The following is a 14556-nucleotide window of genomic DNA, read 5'->3' as shown; positions in this document are numbered from 1 at the left end:
GGCAAATGTCGATCACGCGAGGCCCGCCGCTCGTCGCGCGAGCAGCGTGGGGGAGGCCAAAAACCTGTTGATCACATTATTCGGTCGAAGAGCGGCCTGCCATGCGTTCCATGCCCCCGAGCCTGCCTGCTCTCCAGCAGGGCTGGAACGGGCGTGACACATCCCGCGACAGGGAATGAAACAGGTGTTTCAGCCCCCGTCCCAGGATGGACGGGGTGGGGTCCGCGCGCGGGAGTTCAGTGACCCGCGGAGCCGGGCGGCTCGACGCGCTCCACCTGCTTCCGCACGGCGGCATCCGACGCCACGTCCGCGCCCAGCTGCAGGTAGGTGAGCTGGTACGTGCGCCCTGTCGCCGGGCCCTGCGCCGCCGCCGTGCGGGCCAGCGCGTCGCGCCGCGCTTCGAAGGAGGTCAGCGTCTCCTGGAGCGAGCGGCGCGCGTCCTCGTTCTTCTCCGTCTTCAGGCGCTCCTGCACCCGCGCGATGTTCGCCTCCACCATGCGCTGGCTCTCGCGGGCGCGGTTCGCCTCGGATAGGTCCGCGAAGGGACCGGTGCCCTCCACGGACAGCTCCAGCTTCGCGACCTGGCGGCCCCGCTCACCGGGCGGCACCAGCGTGGACACGCCCTGGCGCTGCGCCATGCCCACGCCCCGGCCGTCGTGCGACTGCACCACGAAGTCCACGCCCTCGGCGCCCTGGGCCAGCTTCACGGCCTCCACGTAGGGCACCGCCGCGAGCAACACCACCAGCGACACCTGCTCCTTCTGGCGCAGGCGCTTCACCTCGGAGGTCACCGCCGGCCCCACCGGCAGGCCCCGCACGCCCGCGGGCAGCACGGCCGCGCCGTCCGCCGACTCCGGGGACACGCCGAGGATGCCCACCTTCAGCCCGCCCACCGTCGTCACCACCGACGCGGGGAAGAGCGGCTGCCCCTTCGCGTCCACGAGGTTCGCGGACACGAGCTTCAGCTTCGCGCCCTTCGTCTTCTTCTTCAGGAAGTCCACGCCCAGCACGAGGTCGCGCTGGCCCACGGCCATGGCCGCGTAGCCCTGAGCGTCCAGCTGCTCCAGGAGCAGCTCCGCGCGAGGCTTCGCGTCCTGGCCATCCGCCAGGGTCTTGAAGAGCGCGTTGCCCGCGTCCAGTGCGAGCACCGGCACGCCCTTCGCGCGCTCCTCGTTCAGGACCGTCTTTCGTCTGGCCAGACCGCCAGACGGGTTGTGGCGTCAACCACAGGGGGCGACTTCGCCCCCATTGTCTCCGGTGAAGAGCAGCACGAGCTTCTTCGGCGCGGCCCCCGCCACCAGCGGCAGGAGCAGCAGGAGCGCCAGGGCGGCGAGCTTCGGGGCGCGGAGGCGCATCACTTCTTCGCCTTCTTCGGCGCGGGGGCCGGCGCGGCCTTCTTCTCCAGCTCCGCCAGCTTCGTCTTCGCCGTCTTGGCCGCTTCCGACTTGGGGTAGCCCTTCACCAGCTCCTCCAGCGCCAGCTTCGACTCCTCCTTCATCTTCAGCTTCAGGAAGCAGTCGGAGGAGCGCAGGTACGCGTCCGGCGCGGACGGCGTCTTCGCGAAGTCCTGCACCACCTTGCCGTACTCGAAGAGGGCCTCGCGGCACTTGGACTCGGTGAAGTACGTCTCGCCCAGGCCGAAGTGGGCCTCGCCCACGAGCGCGTCCTTGGGCCACTTCTTCACGAACTCGTTGTAGAGCTGGCGCGCGATCAGCGCGTCGCCGGCCTTCGCCTTCTCCTGCGCGAGCGCGAGGAACTCCTTCTTGTCCGTGGGGCGCTGGAGCTCCTCGGCCTTCTTCCTGGCCTCGGCCTCCTTCACCGCCTCCGTGCCCTGGAGCGCCAGGAGCCGCTGGTTGGTCTCCTCCGTGCTCTTGCCGAGCGCGGCCTCCAGCTCACCAATCTTGTAGAGGTACGTCTCCACCTGGCCGCGCAGCTGCGCCAGGTCCTCCACCGTCTTCTGGAACTGCACGCCGATGTCCGCGTCCTTGCGGCGCGCGGCGGTGTCCAGGCTCTGAAGGGCCTGCGTCACCTGGGCGATCTTCTCATCGAGCTTCGGCTGGGTGACGGCGAGCTGGTCGCGCGCCTCCTTCAGCTCCGCGGCCAGCTTGGCGTTGTCCGCGCCCAGCCGGTCCACCTTGGCTTCGAGGGCACGGCCGCGGTCGGCGGGGTAGAAACAGCCGGGAACGGCGGCGGTCAACAGGGCGAAGAGCACGAGCCTGCGCATGGGCCGCGCATCCTAGGTCCAAAGTGCCCCGCGCGCCGCTTCTGTTTCCTCCCGCGCCCGGCCGCCCCCCTGCCCCTCAGCGCGCCCCTTCCGCCTCCAGCCGCTCCACGGCCCGGGCGCAGGCCACCCGGAGCCGGGGCAGGTTGAGGAAGAAGGGCACCGGCCGTGCCCGCCCGGACTCGACCGCCCGCAGGGCCCGCCGGTAGGCCTCCAGGGCGGCGCCGGGCTGGCCGCACTGCTCCAGGAGGAGCCCCAGCAGGTAGCGGGCGGCGACGTGGTCCGGATCCAGGTCCAGGCACCGGCGCAGGTCGCGCTCGGACTTCTCGTCCGGGACGCCCGTGGAGGCCCCATCCAGCACGCACGAGAAGAGCCAGTCCGCCTGTGCCATCGCGGTTTCGTCCGGAGCCGATGGCGGAGCCGAGGGCGGGGGCGTGGCGGGCCCACTGGCTCCGGTGAGGCTCGGGAACCGGCCGGAGTCCCGCTTCGGCCGGACAGGCTCCGCGGGCACGGCGTCCTCGCGCACGTAGAAGAACGCGTGCTCGCTGGGCAGGAGCCGCAGCTCCGGGGGCACCTGGAGCAGGGGCTCCGCGGCGGACAGCACCAGCACCCCGCCGGGCGCGAGCCGCTCGCCCAGGCTGCGCACCGTGCGCTGGAAGGCCTCCGGGGTGAAGTAGATGAGGACGTTGCGGCAGAAGATGATGTCGAACCCGCCGCCCCCGGGGGCCTCCGGATACGGGGCCTCCATCAGGTTGTGGCGCCGGAACTCCGCCTGCGCGCGCAGCGACTCCACCAGCACCTGGCGCCGGCCCTTCGGCTCGAAGTAGCGCGAGCGCGCGGCGTCTGGCACGCGCCGGAGCGCATCCGCCGGGAAGCTCAGCTCCCGCGCCCGGGTGAGCACCTGCCCGGAGATGTCCGTGCCCAGCACGCGGCTGGCGGGATCCGCGCCCTCCTGCGCCATCAGGAGGAGCAGCGTGGCGACCTCCTCGCCCGCCGCGCAGCCCGCGCTCCAGACGCGCAGCGGTGACCTGGAGCGCTGCACCCGGGGCGACAGCACGTGCTCGCGGAAGGCGGACAGCTGCACCTCGTCCCGGAACACCTCCGAGGTGTGCACCGCCACCGCGTCCACCAGCCGCGCCAGCTCCTCCGCGCCCGCCGGCGTGCGCAGGTGCGCCACCAGCCGCGCCGCGTTCTGGTCGTGTCCCAGCGCGTCCAGCCGCGCGTCCAACCGCCGCCGCTGGGCCCCGCTCAGCGCCATGCCCGTGTGCGCCTGAAGCCAGGCGTGGACGGGAGTCCAGCGCTCGGAGGAGGACGTCATGGCGCGCGAGGTCAGCGGCTTGCGGCCAGCGACTCTCCGCGCGCCAGACGCGACAGGGTGGCGGCGACGTCATCGCCGTGGATGAGGTGGTCCACCGCCTTGCGCTCCACCGCCGCGCCCGGCATGCCGAACACCACGCAGGACTCCTCGTTCTGCGCCAGCGCCAGCCCACCGCCCTGCTTGATGGCCAGGAGCCCGTCCGCCCCGTCCGCGCCCATGCCGGTGAGCACCACGCCCACCGCGCGCCGGGCGTAGACCTTGGCCACGCTCTCCAGCAGCACCGTGCCGCTGGGCATGTGCCCGTCGCGCTCCACGCCGGACTTGAGCGCCACGCGGCCTCGCACGGGCACCACCATGTGCTGATCCGGCGGCGCCACCAGCACCAGCCCCGGCTGAAGCGTGTCCCCGTCCACCGCCAGCCGGACCTTGAGCTTGCTCGCGTTGGCGAGCCAGCTGGCCAGCGACTCGGAGAAGGCGGCGTTGATGTGCTGGACGATGACGATGGGCGCCGGGAAATCCGCCGGCAGCTCCGACAGCATCCGGTAGAGCACCTGCGGGCCGCCCGTGCTGGCGGCCACCGCGACGATGCCCATGGAGGCCGCGGGCAGCGCCGGCACGGGGGTGTGCGGCATCCCCGGCGCGCCGCGCTTCTGGCCGCGCACGTGGCGGATGACGCGCACGGAGGAGATGAGCTTCACCTCCTTGGTGAGGTTCCACGCCTCCGGCCCCGCGTCGATGGAGGGCTTGATTTGGAGCGCCAGCGCGCCCAGCTCCAGCGCGCGGTACGTCAGCGCGGGGGCCTGCGAGCGCGGATCGCCCGTCAGCACCAGGATGGGCGTGGGGCACTCGGCCATGATGTGCTCCACGGCCGTGAGCCCGTCCATGACGGGCATGTCCACGTCCATGGTGATGACGTGGGGGCGCAGCTCCTTCGTGAGGGCAACGGCCTCCTGGCCGTTCGCGGCGGTGCCAACGACCTGGATGTCCGGGTCGTCGCTCAACGCCGCGCTGATGAGCTGACGGCAGATGACCGAGTCATCCACCACCAGCACCGTCACTTTCTTGCCCATGTCCGTTCAATACCCCGTACGCGCCGCGGGAGTATAGCAATGCGATGGCCCCCGGGCGTCTCTCCTAAGTCTTCGGGGACTTCAGGCCAGGAGCCGCCCCACGACGTCCACCAGGTCCTGGCGGACGAGGTCGCCCTTGGTGATGTAGCCGTCCGCCCCGGCCGCCAACCCACGCGCCCGGTCCGTCTCCCCTCCCCGGGTGGTGAGGATGACGACGGGCAGCCCGCGCCGGGCCGGGTCCGACTTCAGGCGTCGGGTGAGCTCCACGCCGTCCATCTCCGGCATCTCCAGGTCGGTGACGACCAGCTCCACCGGGGGCCCCTCCTGCCCCAGCTGCTCCAGCGCCGAGGGGCCGTCCGCCGCCCGGAGGGTGTCGTACCCCACCGCCTCCAGCAGGTTGGCCACCAGCTCCCGGGTGAGGGGCGAGTCGTCCACCACCAGGATGCGGCGGCGGCGCGGCGCGGGGGCCCGCACCGGGGGCCGGGCGAGCTTCAGGGGCGCGGTGCCGTGCACGCCCGCCGCCAGCGCGGCCGCGGACAGCACCATGGCCAGCCGCCCGTCCGCGAGCGACGTGGCCCCGGTGAGGTGCGTGTAGCGCGCGAGGATGCCCTTCAAGGGGAGGATGGCCTGGACGCGCTCCTCCAGGACGCGGTCCACCGCCAGTGCGGCCTCCATGCCCTGGCCCTTCACCACCAGCACCAGCTCGCCCTCCCGGGCGGGGCGCTCGGTGGCGAGCCCCAGGAGCGACGCCAGCGAGGCGAAGGGCAGCACGCGCCCCTCCATGCGGAGGGTGGGACGGCCGGCGACCTCTCCCACCTCGGAGGCGTCCACCTTGAGGGCGCGGGAGACGTGGACGGCGCTCAGGGCGAGCGTCTCGCCGAAGACCTGGACGAAGAGCAGGGGCGCCACGGTGAGGGACACCGGGACGCGCAGGGTGAAGATGGTGCCCCAGCCGGGCGCGGACTCCACGCCCACATCGCCGCCCAGGGCCTGGAGCGAGGTCCGCACGGCATCCAGCCCCACGCCCCGACCTGACAGGTCGGTGACCACGTCACGCGAGGTGAAGCCGGGCAGGAAGACGAGCTCGCGCGCGGCGGCGTCGGACAGGGCGTTGGCGGCGGGCTCGTCCAGGACGCCCCGGCGCACGGCGACGCGCCGGAGGAGCGCCGGATCCATGCCCGCGCCGTCGTCCTCCACGCGCAGGATGATGCGGCTGCCCTCGCGGGCGGCGCGCAGGGTGAGGCAGCCCCGGGGGTGCTTTGCGGAGGCGACGCGGTCCACGCGCGTCTCCAGGCCGTGGTCCAGCGCGTTGCGGACCAGGTGCATGAGGGGTTCGCGCAGGGCCTCCACGACGGAGCGGTCCGCGCGGGTGTCCTCGCCGTCCACGACGAGCTCCACCTCCTTGCCCAGCTCCCGCGCCAGGTCGCGGACCATGCGGGGATAGGGTTCGAAGAGGACGGAGAGGGGCAGCATGCGCAGGCCCTGGATCTCCTCCGACACCTGATCCAGGTCGCGCAGCTCCGCGTTGGCAAGCAGCTTGGCCTCGCGGTGCAGGGTGGCAGCGAGTTCCTTGGCGCGGCCCAGGCGCTCCGCGAGCGCGACGCCCGCGGGGCCCAGGTCTTCCGCGGTGCGGGCCAGCTCGCTCAGTTCGCGCACGAGCTCCAGGCGGCGCGCGGTGGCCAGCTCGCGGCGGCGGGCCACCTGGCCCAGGTTGGTGACCGCGCTGGTGAGCATGTCCAGGCTGGCCACGCCGATGCGCACGGCCGTGTCCATGCGGACGTCGCCGGTGCGCACCGTGGCGGTTGCGTGCTTCGGCGCGGCGGGCGGGCGCGAACGGGCGGTGTCGACCATCCGCGTGCCGGCCGACGCGGCAGGGCTCGCTGGGTGCGTGTTCGAGGACGTGCCCGGCGCGGGCCCCACGAGGTGCGGGCTCCCCGGACCGCCAGCGGCGCCGCCCAGGTGCGCCCCCGGGCTTCCGGGAGCGGACGCCACGAGGTGTGCGCTGCCCGGGCCTCCCGCCACCGGAGCGACGAGGTGCGAGCCGCCCGGGCCTCCTGTCACAGGGGCCACGAGGTGCGAGCTTCCCGGGCCTCCCGCCACCGGGGCGACAAGGTGCGAGCCCCCCGGACCTCCGCTCATCGGGGCCACGAGGTGCGACTGGCCCGAACTACTCGGATGGAGACCGTGCGAGCCGGGCGTGGCTCCCGCGATCTGACCAGTACCTGGACTCCCGTGCGCCGCCCCTGGTGCCGCTCCGAGACCTGGATGGACAGCGTGCGCGCCCGGCGTTGCGCCAGTGGCATGGCCAGGATGAGCGCTCCCGAGCGCGGTGCCCGGTGCGCCCCCCGCGGTGGACGGCTCCCCGTGCGTTCCCGCCGGACTCCCGGGTGTCTCCGTCCGAAGTGCCGTGGCGAGGAACTGCGCTGCGCCGGCTCCTGGCGATGCGGCTCCCGCCGACGCGTCCGGGCGTGATGCGGGCGCGCTCCAGTGCGCGGGGACCACCACGGCCGCGGACGGCTCCCGGCGGTCCGTCACGATGAGGTGCGACGCTCCCTCCCCCTTCGAAGGCCGTCCGCCCTCTGCCGGACGCGCGGACTCCGCGATGACCCGCTGCTGCAGCGTCGCCACCAGCGTCTCCACCGCCAGCAGCGGCTCACCCGCCTGGAGCGCGCCCGACAGCGCGAGCACCGTGTCCGCCGTGGCGAGCAGCGCGTCGGTGGACTCCGAAGACAGCCGGTAGCGCTGCGGCTCCGCGCACCGGACCAGTTCCTCCATCTCGTGCGCCAGCGTGTTGATTTCGCTGAAGCCCATCATCCGGGCCTCGCCCTTGAGCCCATGCAGCTCGCGCAGCACCCGCTGCCCGGCCTCCAGGTTGCCCCCGGACTCCAGCTCCATCAGGGAGCGGTTGATGCGCTCCAGACGGACCGTGACCAGGTCGCGGAACTGCTTGAGGAGCCGTTCGCTGGGGTTCACCCGCCGCCCCCCTTGCGCAGGGTCGCCTGGTGGATCTGGAAGCGCTCCACCACGCCGCGCAGGTCCTGCGCCAGCCCCAACAGGTCCCCGTTCGCCGCGCCCACCTGCTTCGTCGCGTTGAGGCTCTGCTGGGTAATCCGCAGGATGTCCGCCATCGTCTCCGCGAGCTGATCCGTACCCGCCTGCTGCTGCTGCGTGGACCGGGAGATGATCCGCACCGAGTCCGACGTCCGCCCCGCCAGGTCGACAATCTGCCGAAGCGACTCGGACACCTGCTCCGCGAGCCCCGTCCCCGTCTCCACCGCGCGCACGCCGCCGCCCGTCACCGTCACCGCCGCGGCGGAGGCCTCGCGCACCTCCTCGATGAGCCCCTCAATCTCCTTCGTGGACTCCAGCACGTTCTCCGCCAGCCGGCGCATCTCCGCCGCCACCAGCGAGAAGCCCCGCCCTACCTCGCCCGCCTTGGTGCCCTCCAGCTCCGCGTTGAGCGCCAGGAGGTCCGACTTGTCCGCGACGCCGTTGATGAACTCGACGATCTTCCCGATCTGCTGCACGCGCTTGTCCAGCCGCCCCACCGCCGAGCCAATGGCCTGGTTGTCCTGGCGCATGCGCGACATGGCCCCCAGGAAGGACTCCGCGCTGCGCTGTCCGCCCTGGGCCGCCGCCAGCGTGCGCTGGGCGATCTCCGCCACCGAGCTCGCGTTCTCCGCGATCTGCTTCGCCGAGCGCGCCAGTTCCTCCGTGGTGGCGCTCGTCTCGTCCAGGCTGCTGGCCTGCTCCGCGGCGCCGGCCTCGTAGCGCCCGGAGGTGCTGAGGATCTCCTCCGTGGTGGCCGAAATCTGCGAGCCCGCGCGCTGAAGCTCCGCGAGCACGTCCGCCAGGTGCGTGCGCATCGTGGTGAAGGCCGCGGACACCGCCCACACCTCATCCTCCGCGGGCACCAGCCGGGGGCTCGCCAGGTCACCCGCGGCGATGCGGCGAGCCTCGCCCGACAGCTCCCGCATGGGCCGCCCCAGCAGCGTTCCGCCCAGGTACGCCGTGGCCAGCGCCAGGCCGAACACCACCGCGCACAGGAGCGCGCTGGACGTGTACGCGTCCACCAGCACGCCCTGCGCGACCGGGCTGTCCGCGCCCACCAGCCGGTCGAAGAGCCGGTCCGTCAGCGCCGTGACGACCTGCGCGCACATCACCGCGGGCGTCACCACGCAGATGGCGGTGAAGGCCACCAGCCGCGCGCGGATGCGCGAGCGCCGGGGCAGCGCGGCGATGACCTGCGCGTGCGTCAGCCCCTGCTCCGCCACCCACAGCACGCCGCGCCGAGCCCTCAACGTGACGAGCCCGTACACGAGCAGCGACGAGAGCGGGCCGAACAGCGCCCCCAGCCCCGCGACCCGCAGGGTGTCCTTCCACGCCAGGGCCATGGACGACCAGAGCGCCATCGCCACCACGCCCGTGGTCAGCACCCACAACCCCAGCGAGCGGAAGAACGCCTCGCCCGGCGCGCGCGCCACCTCGCCCACCGCCTTCGCCAGGTGCTCCGGCGTGGGCGGCAGCGCTCCGCGCTCCAGGGCCCGCAGCTGGGGGAAGCGGCGCAGGGACACGCCCACGCCCAGGAGCATGTGCAGCGCGCTCACGCCCACCACCAGGACGACGAGCCCCCCCAGCTCCTGGGCCAGCTTGCCGCCCACCACGAGCGACGCGAAGTGCAGCCCCAGCGTGGAGCCCACCAGGTTCGCCAGCGGCACGGGGAACATCAGCTGCTGGCTGAAGGCGGCCCGCCGGGAACCCGAGCGCGAGAAGCGGTCCATGTCACCCGACTCCCGTCGCGCCAGGCGTGCCGAAAGCTCCGCCAGAAGCTCCGCCGGAAGCTCCGCCAGAAGCTCCGGCCAACTCGCCGCCGGCAGCCTCGACATGGAAGCGCTGCACCACGTGCTGCAGGTCCGCCGCCAGGGTGGACAGGTCCGCGTTGGCCGCCACCATCTGCTTGGTGGCCGCGGCGTTCTGCTCGGTGACGCGCAGGATGTCCCCCATGGCCGCCGCGAGCTGATCCGTGCCCGTCTGCTGCTGCAGCGTCGCCAGCGAGATGCTGCGCACCGCGTGCGACGTCTGCCGCGCCAGCTCCAGGATGAGGCTCAGGCTGTCGTCCACCTGCGCCGCCAGCAGCGTGCCCAGCTCCGTCGTCTTCAAGCCCGCCTCCGTGGCCATCACCGCGCCGTTCGTCGCGTCGCGGATCTCCCCGATGAGGCCTTCAATCTCCTTCGTGGAGCGGATGACGTTCTCCGCCAGCCGGCGCATCTCCGCCGCCACCAGCGAGAAGCCCCGCCCCACCTCGCCCGCCTTGGTGCCCTCCAGCTCCGCGTTGAGCGCCAGGAGGTCCGACTTGTCGGCGATCTCGTTGATGAACTCCACCACCTTGCCAATCTGCTGCACGCGCTTGTTGAGGCGCACCACCGCCTCCGCGATGGCCTCGTTGTCCTCCCTCATGCGCTGCATGGCGCCCAGGAAGGCGGTGGCGCCGCGCTGGCCGGACTGCGCCGCGCCGAAGGTCGTCTCCGCGATGGCGGACACGGACTCCGCGTTGTCGGCGATCTGCTGCGCGGACCGGGCCAGCTCCTCCGTGGTGGCGCTGGTGGCGTTGAGCGCCCCGGCCTGCTCGTCCGCGCCCACCTCCTGCTCCGTGCTGGTGGCCACCAGCTGCTCGGTGGTGGAGGAGATTTGAATGCCCGCCCGCTTGAGCTGCGACAGGGCCTGCACCAGCTGCACCTGCATCTGGGTGAAGGCCGCGGAGGTGGCCCACACCTCGTCCTCGGCGTGGATGACGCGCGGGGGCCGCACCTCGCCGCGCGCGATGCGCGTCGCGTCCTCCGTGATGGCGCGCAGGGGCTCCGACAGCGCCGTGCCCGCGAGCGCCGCGGTGCCCAGGATGAGCAGCGTGACGAGCCCCGCGATGAGCCCCAGGGGCGGCCCGTCTCCCTCGCGCGCCCGCGCCATCACCTTCGCGCGCGCATCCGGCGTGGTGGCCTGGGTCCACGCGTCCACCACCGTCACCGTGCGCGTGAAGGCCACGTCCAGGATGAAGAGCGACGGGCTCAAGACGGCGATGGCGGTGAAGACCACCAGCCGGCGGCGGATGTGCATGCGCCGGGGCGGCAGCGCGGCCAGCACCTCCAGCGGCGCCGGCCCCAGCGACACCAGCCGGTCCAGCGTGGCCCGCGCGCGGCGCACCACCATCAGGTAGGTGAGCATGGCGCTCAGGGGGCCAATGGACAGCCCCAGCACCATCACCCGCACGCCCTCCGTCCACGGCACGTCCGCCAGGAGCGGGAAGGCCAGGGCCACCGTCAGCGTGCCGCCCAGCCAGCCCTGCATCACGAACCAGAAGCTGCGGCCGGGGATGGCCGCCACCTCCTGGACCGCCACCAGCAGGTGCTCGGACGTGGCGGGCAGCCGGCCCTCGCCCAGCGCGAAGAGCGTGCGCAGGGCCCGCGTGTCGCGCGCGTACCCCACGCTGATGAACAGCACGAGCGCGCAGAACATCAGCCACGTCAGCGGCGTGCGCCCGGCCTCCGGCAGCGTGTGCGACAGGTGGATGTGGAGGAACGCGATGCCCACGCCCAGGCAGCTGCCCGGGATGCGCGGCCGCGTCGTCCAGCGGCCCAGGGCGCGAAGCTCCGGCGGCGCGATCATGCGCCCTCCCCGTCCAGCCCGCGCAGGTAGCGCTGGAAGGCGTCCAGGCTGAGCAGCGGCCAGAGCACCCCGCGGGTAATCACGAAGCCGCGCAGGCTGCCTCCGGAGGCCCCCGCCACCACCGGCGAGGGCGGCAGCACGGACAGCACCTCCGAGTCGATCTCCAGCCCGTCCACGCCCACCGTCTCTCCGGTGGCCGTCACCAGCACGCGCTGGGCGCCCCCCGCTCCCAGGAAGGCCCGGTGGGCGGACACGGTGCCCGCGTCCGGCGCGGCGATGGAGGCCACCTCGCCCGCCTCGAAGGCGATGCGGTGCGGCCCCACGTGACACAGGAGCGTCCCCTCGACCCGGCCTGAGGGAAACATGGGGCTAGCCGCCCTGGCTGAGGTGGTCGAAGAGGCCTTCCGGGTCGATGACGGCCACGTCGCGCGAGCCGCTCTTCACGGGGCCGCGCAGGTGGACGTGCACGCCCGAGGGGCCCAGGGGCTCCAGCGGTCCCATCAGCGCGGACACGCCGGCGACGCTGCTGGCGGTGAGGGCGAGGGTGCCACGGGCCAGCCGCACCAGGACGGCGCGGCGGGACCCGGCGGTAACCCCGCCCACCAGCAGGCTCATGTCCACGACGGGGATGACTTCACCCCGGTGCGCGAACACACCCAGCAGGTGGGGCGGGGAACCCGGTACCCGCGTCAGCTCGGGGAAGGTGACGACCTCCGCCGCGGCTTCCGCGGGTACCGCGTACCAACTGCTTCCACACGCGAAGACGAGGTAGGACTGGCGTGTTTCCGACTCTAGGGCGGCCATGCGCGCCAGAGCCTACCCCAGAACTAGCGCTGGAACTCCACGCGGCGGTTCTCCGCCCAGCCTTCCTCGGTGCCGGCGCTGGACAGCGGGCGGGTCTCACCATAGCCCACCGTGGACAGCCGGTTGGACGGCACGCCCAGGTCGACCAGGTAGCGCTTCACGGCCGCGGCGCGGCGGTTGGACAGCTGGAGGTTGTACTCCTCCGTGCCGCGCTCGTCCGCGTGGCCGCCCAGGGTGATCTTGCCCTGGCTGGCCTTGATGCAGGCCGCCAGCTCGCCCAGGCGCGACTGCGCGCTGGAGTCCAGGGTGGACTCGTTGAAGCCGAAGGGCACCGGCGAGTAGTCGCACTTGGAGCTGGCGTCGGCGGTCACGCACTTGCCGGACTGGCACTCCTGGCCCTCACCGCAGTCGGTGTTGGCGGAGCAGGTGTCGCGGGGCGCCTGGCAGCGGCCGGCCTGGCACTTGCCGCCGTTGCACGCGGAGTCGTCCTTGCACTGGGCCTCGGCGCACTTGCCGGCCTCGCAGATGCGGCCGGAGCCACAGGCCGCGTCCGTGGTGCACTCAGGGGGCTTGGGCGCGCACTTGTTGGCCTGGCAGGTGAAGCCCTCGCGGCAGTTCGCGTCCGTCGCGCACTCCTGGCACTGGCCCTGGACGCAGACCTCGCCCTTCTCCTGGCACTGCTCGTCGTTGTTGCACTTGGGGTAGGTGGGCGGGCACCCGGTCAGCACGGCCACGGCGAGGGCCAACCCGGCCCAAAGCGAAATCCGGCGCATCATTCCTCCGACAGCAACCACGGGAAAAGAGAGGCCCACAGGGGGTGGGCCAGACTGTCCGCGTGTAGTCGGACCCACCGGGGAGAGTCAAAAGATTTGTCTTTTCCTCGCCCCTCCGGGCAGCACGAGACCCTTGATGCCCCGATTATTTCCGTGAGAGTGTGAACGGTTTGCCCATGCCCGCTGCGGTCCTCATTGTTGATGACGAAAAGAACATCCTCCTCACCCTGAGCCAGTCGTTGCAGCTGGCCGGCTACCGCACCGAGCTGGCCAGCAGCGGGCAGGTGGCACTGGACGTGGTGAGCGCGCGGCCGGTGGATGCCGTATTGATGGACGTGAAGATGCCGGACATGGACGGCCTCACGGTGCTGGCGCGGCTCACGGAGCTCAAGCCGGACCTGCCCGTCATCATGATGTCCGGCCACGGCACCATCGACACGGCGGTGAAGGCGACGCAGCTGGGGGCGCGCGACTTCCTGGAGAAGCCGCTGGCGCGGGACCGGCTGCTGGTGGCGCTGCGCAACGCGCTGAAGCACCAGGCGGCGATGGAGGAGCTGCAGGAGCTGCGCGCGCAGCTGGGCCGCTTCGACATGGTGGGCGGCGGACCCGCCATGCAGCGCATCTTCTCCCTCATCCAGCGAGCAGCGCCCAGCGAGGGGCGCGTGCTGATCACGGGTGAGAACGGCACCGGCAAGGAGCTCATCGCGCGGGCGCTGCACCAGAACTCCAAGCGCAAGGGCGGCCCGTTCGTGAAGCTCAACTGCGCCGCGGTGCCGCACGACCTCATCGAGAGCGAGCTGTTCGGCCACGAGAAGGGCGCCTTCACCGGCGCGGTGAGCGTGCGGCGCGGCAAGTTCGAGCTGGCGCACGAGGGCACCCTCTTCCTGGACGAGATTGGCGACATGCCGGCCGCCATGCAGTCGAAGCTCCTGCGCGTACTCCAGGAGGGAGAGCTGGAGCGCGTGGGCGGCGCGGAGACGCTCAAGGTGGACGTGCGCGTCATCGCCGCGACGAACAAAAATCTAGAGAAGGAGATCGCCGCGGGGCGCTTCCGCGAGGACCTCTACTACCGCATCAACGTCGTGCAGATTCACTCGCCGCCGCTGCGTGAGCGCCGCGAGGACCTGCCGGACCTCATCGACACGTTCCTGCGCGAGGCGTGCGCGAAGAACGGGCGGCGGCCGCTGGCGCTGTCGCCGGACGCGCTCGCGGTGATGAGCGCGTACGACTATCCGGGCAACGTGCGCGAACTGCGCAACCTGGTGGAGCGGCTGGCCATCCTCTGCGAGGGGCCGGTCGTCTCGCGCACGGACGCGCTGGAGCTTTTGCCCCGGGGCCGTCCCCTGCCCCCCATGCCCGAGCCCACCGTGGGCGGTGACGTGCCCGTCGCGCAGCCGGCCCCGGTGGTGACGACGCCCGCCGAGCCCGCGCCTTCGAACCCGGGCGGGTGGAAGCCGCGCGTGGATCAGACCTTCCGCGAGCAGGTGGAGGACGCGGAGCGGGAGATCATCCAGCGGGTGCTCGCCCACACGCATGACAACGTGACGGAGGCGGCGCGCATCCTCGACCTGGAGCGGGGTCACTTCTACAAGAAGATGAAGGCCCTGGGCCTGCGCCGCGGACAATCTGACTCGTAAGTGCCTGCATTTGCTGCTCCTTTTTGAAGGTACTGCCCCCACGGACCGCCCCATGGCTGGTCCGTGTGCTTGC

General features: G+C 72.4%; 12 protein-coding genes. 1 reads left to right on the top strand and 11 read right to left on the bottom strand.

The genetic code is table 11. The annotated features are described in order from the left end of the window. Window positions 1–236 precede the first annotated feature (236 nt). The 11 genes from D7V80_RS18670 to D7V80_RS18625 form a co-directional block, all read right to left on the bottom strand. On the bottom strand, window positions 237–1154 hold the full coding sequence (locus D7V80_RS18670; protein ID WP_199738747.1) for a 5'-nucleotidase: 918 nt from the start codon (window positions 1152–1154) through the stop codon (window positions 237–239). A gap of 66 nt (window positions 1155–1220) precedes the next feature. Then, window positions 1221–1355, bottom strand: coding sequence for a hypothetical protein (locus D7V80_RS43480; RefSeq protein ID WP_255417389.1), 135 nt, complete (start codon window positions 1353–1355; stop codon window positions 1221–1223). After that, window positions 1355–2224 carry a tetratricopeptide repeat protein gene (locus D7V80_RS18665; RefSeq protein WP_120589438.1) on the bottom strand — a complete coding sequence of 290 codons (870 nt, stop codon included), beginning with the start codon at window positions 2222–2224 and terminating at the stop codon, window positions 1355–1357. The genes D7V80_RS43480 and D7V80_RS18665 overlap by 1 nt, the downstream gene beginning before the upstream one ends. A gap of 76 nt (window positions 2225–2300) precedes the next feature. Continuing rightward, a complete protein-coding gene (locus tag D7V80_RS18660; protein ID WP_120589437.1) occupies window positions 2301–3539 on the bottom strand; it encodes a protein-glutamate O-methyltransferase CheR in 1239 nt (412 codons plus the stop codon). An 11-nt stretch (window positions 3540–3550) separates the two neighbouring features. Then, the gene (cheB, locus tag D7V80_RS18655) at window positions 3551–4609 is read right to left on the bottom strand and encodes a chemotaxis-specific protein-glutamate methyltransferase CheB (RefSeq protein ID WP_120589436.1); all 1059 of its coding nucleotides are present in this window, start codon (window positions 4607–4609) and stop codon (window positions 3551–3553) included. Between the two features lie 81 nt (window positions 4610–4690). Next, a complete protein-coding gene (locus D7V80_RS18650) occupies window positions 4691–7582 on the bottom strand; it encodes a response regulator (RefSeq protein ID WP_120589435.1) in 2892 nt (963 codons plus the stop codon). Then, window positions 7579–9390 (bottom strand): methyl-accepting chemotaxis protein, encoded by a 1812-nt coding sequence (locus D7V80_RS18645; protein ID WP_120589434.1) that lies wholly within the window; start codon window positions 9388–9390, stop codon window positions 7579–7581. Before D7V80_RS18645 ends, D7V80_RS18650 begins: the two co-directional genes overlap by 4 nt. Before the next feature lies 1 nt (window position 9391). Then, window positions 9392–11269 carry a methyl-accepting chemotaxis protein gene (locus D7V80_RS18640; RefSeq protein WP_120589433.1) on the bottom strand — a complete coding sequence of 626 codons (1878 nt, stop codon included), beginning with the start codon at window positions 11267–11269 and terminating at the stop codon, window positions 9392–9394. Further along, complete coding sequence (locus D7V80_RS18635; RefSeq protein ID WP_120589432.1) at window positions 11266–11634, bottom strand: protein CrdC; 369 nt, start codon at window positions 11632–11634, stop codon at window positions 11266–11268. The genes D7V80_RS18640 and D7V80_RS18635 overlap by 4 nt, the downstream gene beginning before the upstream one ends. Window positions 11635–11638: 4 nt before the next feature. Further along, window positions 11639–12073, bottom strand: coding sequence for a chemotaxis protein CheW (locus tag D7V80_RS18630; RefSeq protein ID WP_120589431.1), 435 nt, complete (start codon window positions 12071–12073; stop codon window positions 11639–11641). Window positions 12074–12096: 23 nt separating this feature from the next. Further along, window positions 12097–12846: an OmpA family protein gene (locus D7V80_RS18625; RefSeq protein ID WP_120589440.1), complete on the bottom strand. Its 750-nt coding sequence runs from the start codon at window positions 12844–12846 to the stop codon at window positions 12097–12099. Between the two features lie 176 nt (window positions 12847–13022). Here D7V80_RS18625 and D7V80_RS18620 point away from each other — a divergent pair, with 176 nt between their 5' ends. Then, a complete protein-coding gene (locus D7V80_RS18620) occupies window positions 13023–14483 on the top strand; it encodes a sigma-54 dependent transcriptional regulator (protein ID WP_120589430.1) in 1461 nt (486 codons plus the stop codon). Window positions 14484–14556 lie beyond the last annotated feature (73 nt).

Origin of the sequence: Corallococcus sp. CA054B (assembly GCF_003611625.1) — a bacterium.
Lineage (GTDB): Bacteria > Myxococcota > Myxococcia > Myxococcales > Myxococcaceae > Corallococcus > Corallococcus coralloides.
Note: the sequence above shows the minus strand (reverse complement) of the source record. Positions and strands in the feature narration are given on the sequence as shown.

Coding starts and splice junctions, on each gene's coding strand:
- D7V80_RS18620 (WP_120589430.1), top strand. CDS start 13,023: ATGCCCGCTGCGGTCCTCATTGTTGATGACGAAAAGAACATCCTCCTC.
- D7V80_RS43480 (WP_255417389.1), bottom strand. CDS start 1,355: ATGCGCCTCCGCGCCCCGAAGCTCGCCGCCCTGGCGCTCCTGCTGCTC.
- cheB (WP_120589436.1), bottom strand. CDS start 4,609: ATGGGCAAGAAAGTGACGGTGCTGGTGGTGGATGACTCGGTCATCTGC.
- D7V80_RS18625 (WP_120589440.1), bottom strand. CDS start 12,846: ATGCGCCGGATTTCGCTTTGGGCCGGGTTGGCCCTCGCCGTGGCCGTG.
- D7V80_RS18640 (WP_120589433.1), bottom strand. CDS start 11,269: ATGATCGCGCCGCCGGAGCTTCGCGCCCTGGGCCGCTGGACGACGCGG.
- D7V80_RS18630 (WP_120589431.1), bottom strand. CDS start 12,073: ATGGCCGCCCTAGAGTCGGAAACACGCCAGTCCTACCTCGTCTTCGCG.
- D7V80_RS18645 (WP_120589434.1), bottom strand. CDS start 9,390: ATGGACCGCTTCTCGCGCTCGGGTTCCCGGCGGGCCGCCTTCAGCCAG.
- D7V80_RS18635 (WP_120589432.1), bottom strand. CDS start 11,634: ATGTTTCCCTCAGGCCGGGTCGAGGGGACGCTCCTGTGTCACGTGGGG.
- D7V80_RS18660 (WP_120589437.1), bottom strand. CDS start 3,539: ATGACGTCCTCCTCCGAGCGCTGGACTCCCGTCCACGCCTGGCTTCAG.
- D7V80_RS18665 (WP_120589438.1), bottom strand. CDS start 2,224: ATGCGCAGGCTCGTGCTCTTCGCCCTGTTGACCGCCGCCGTTCCCGGC.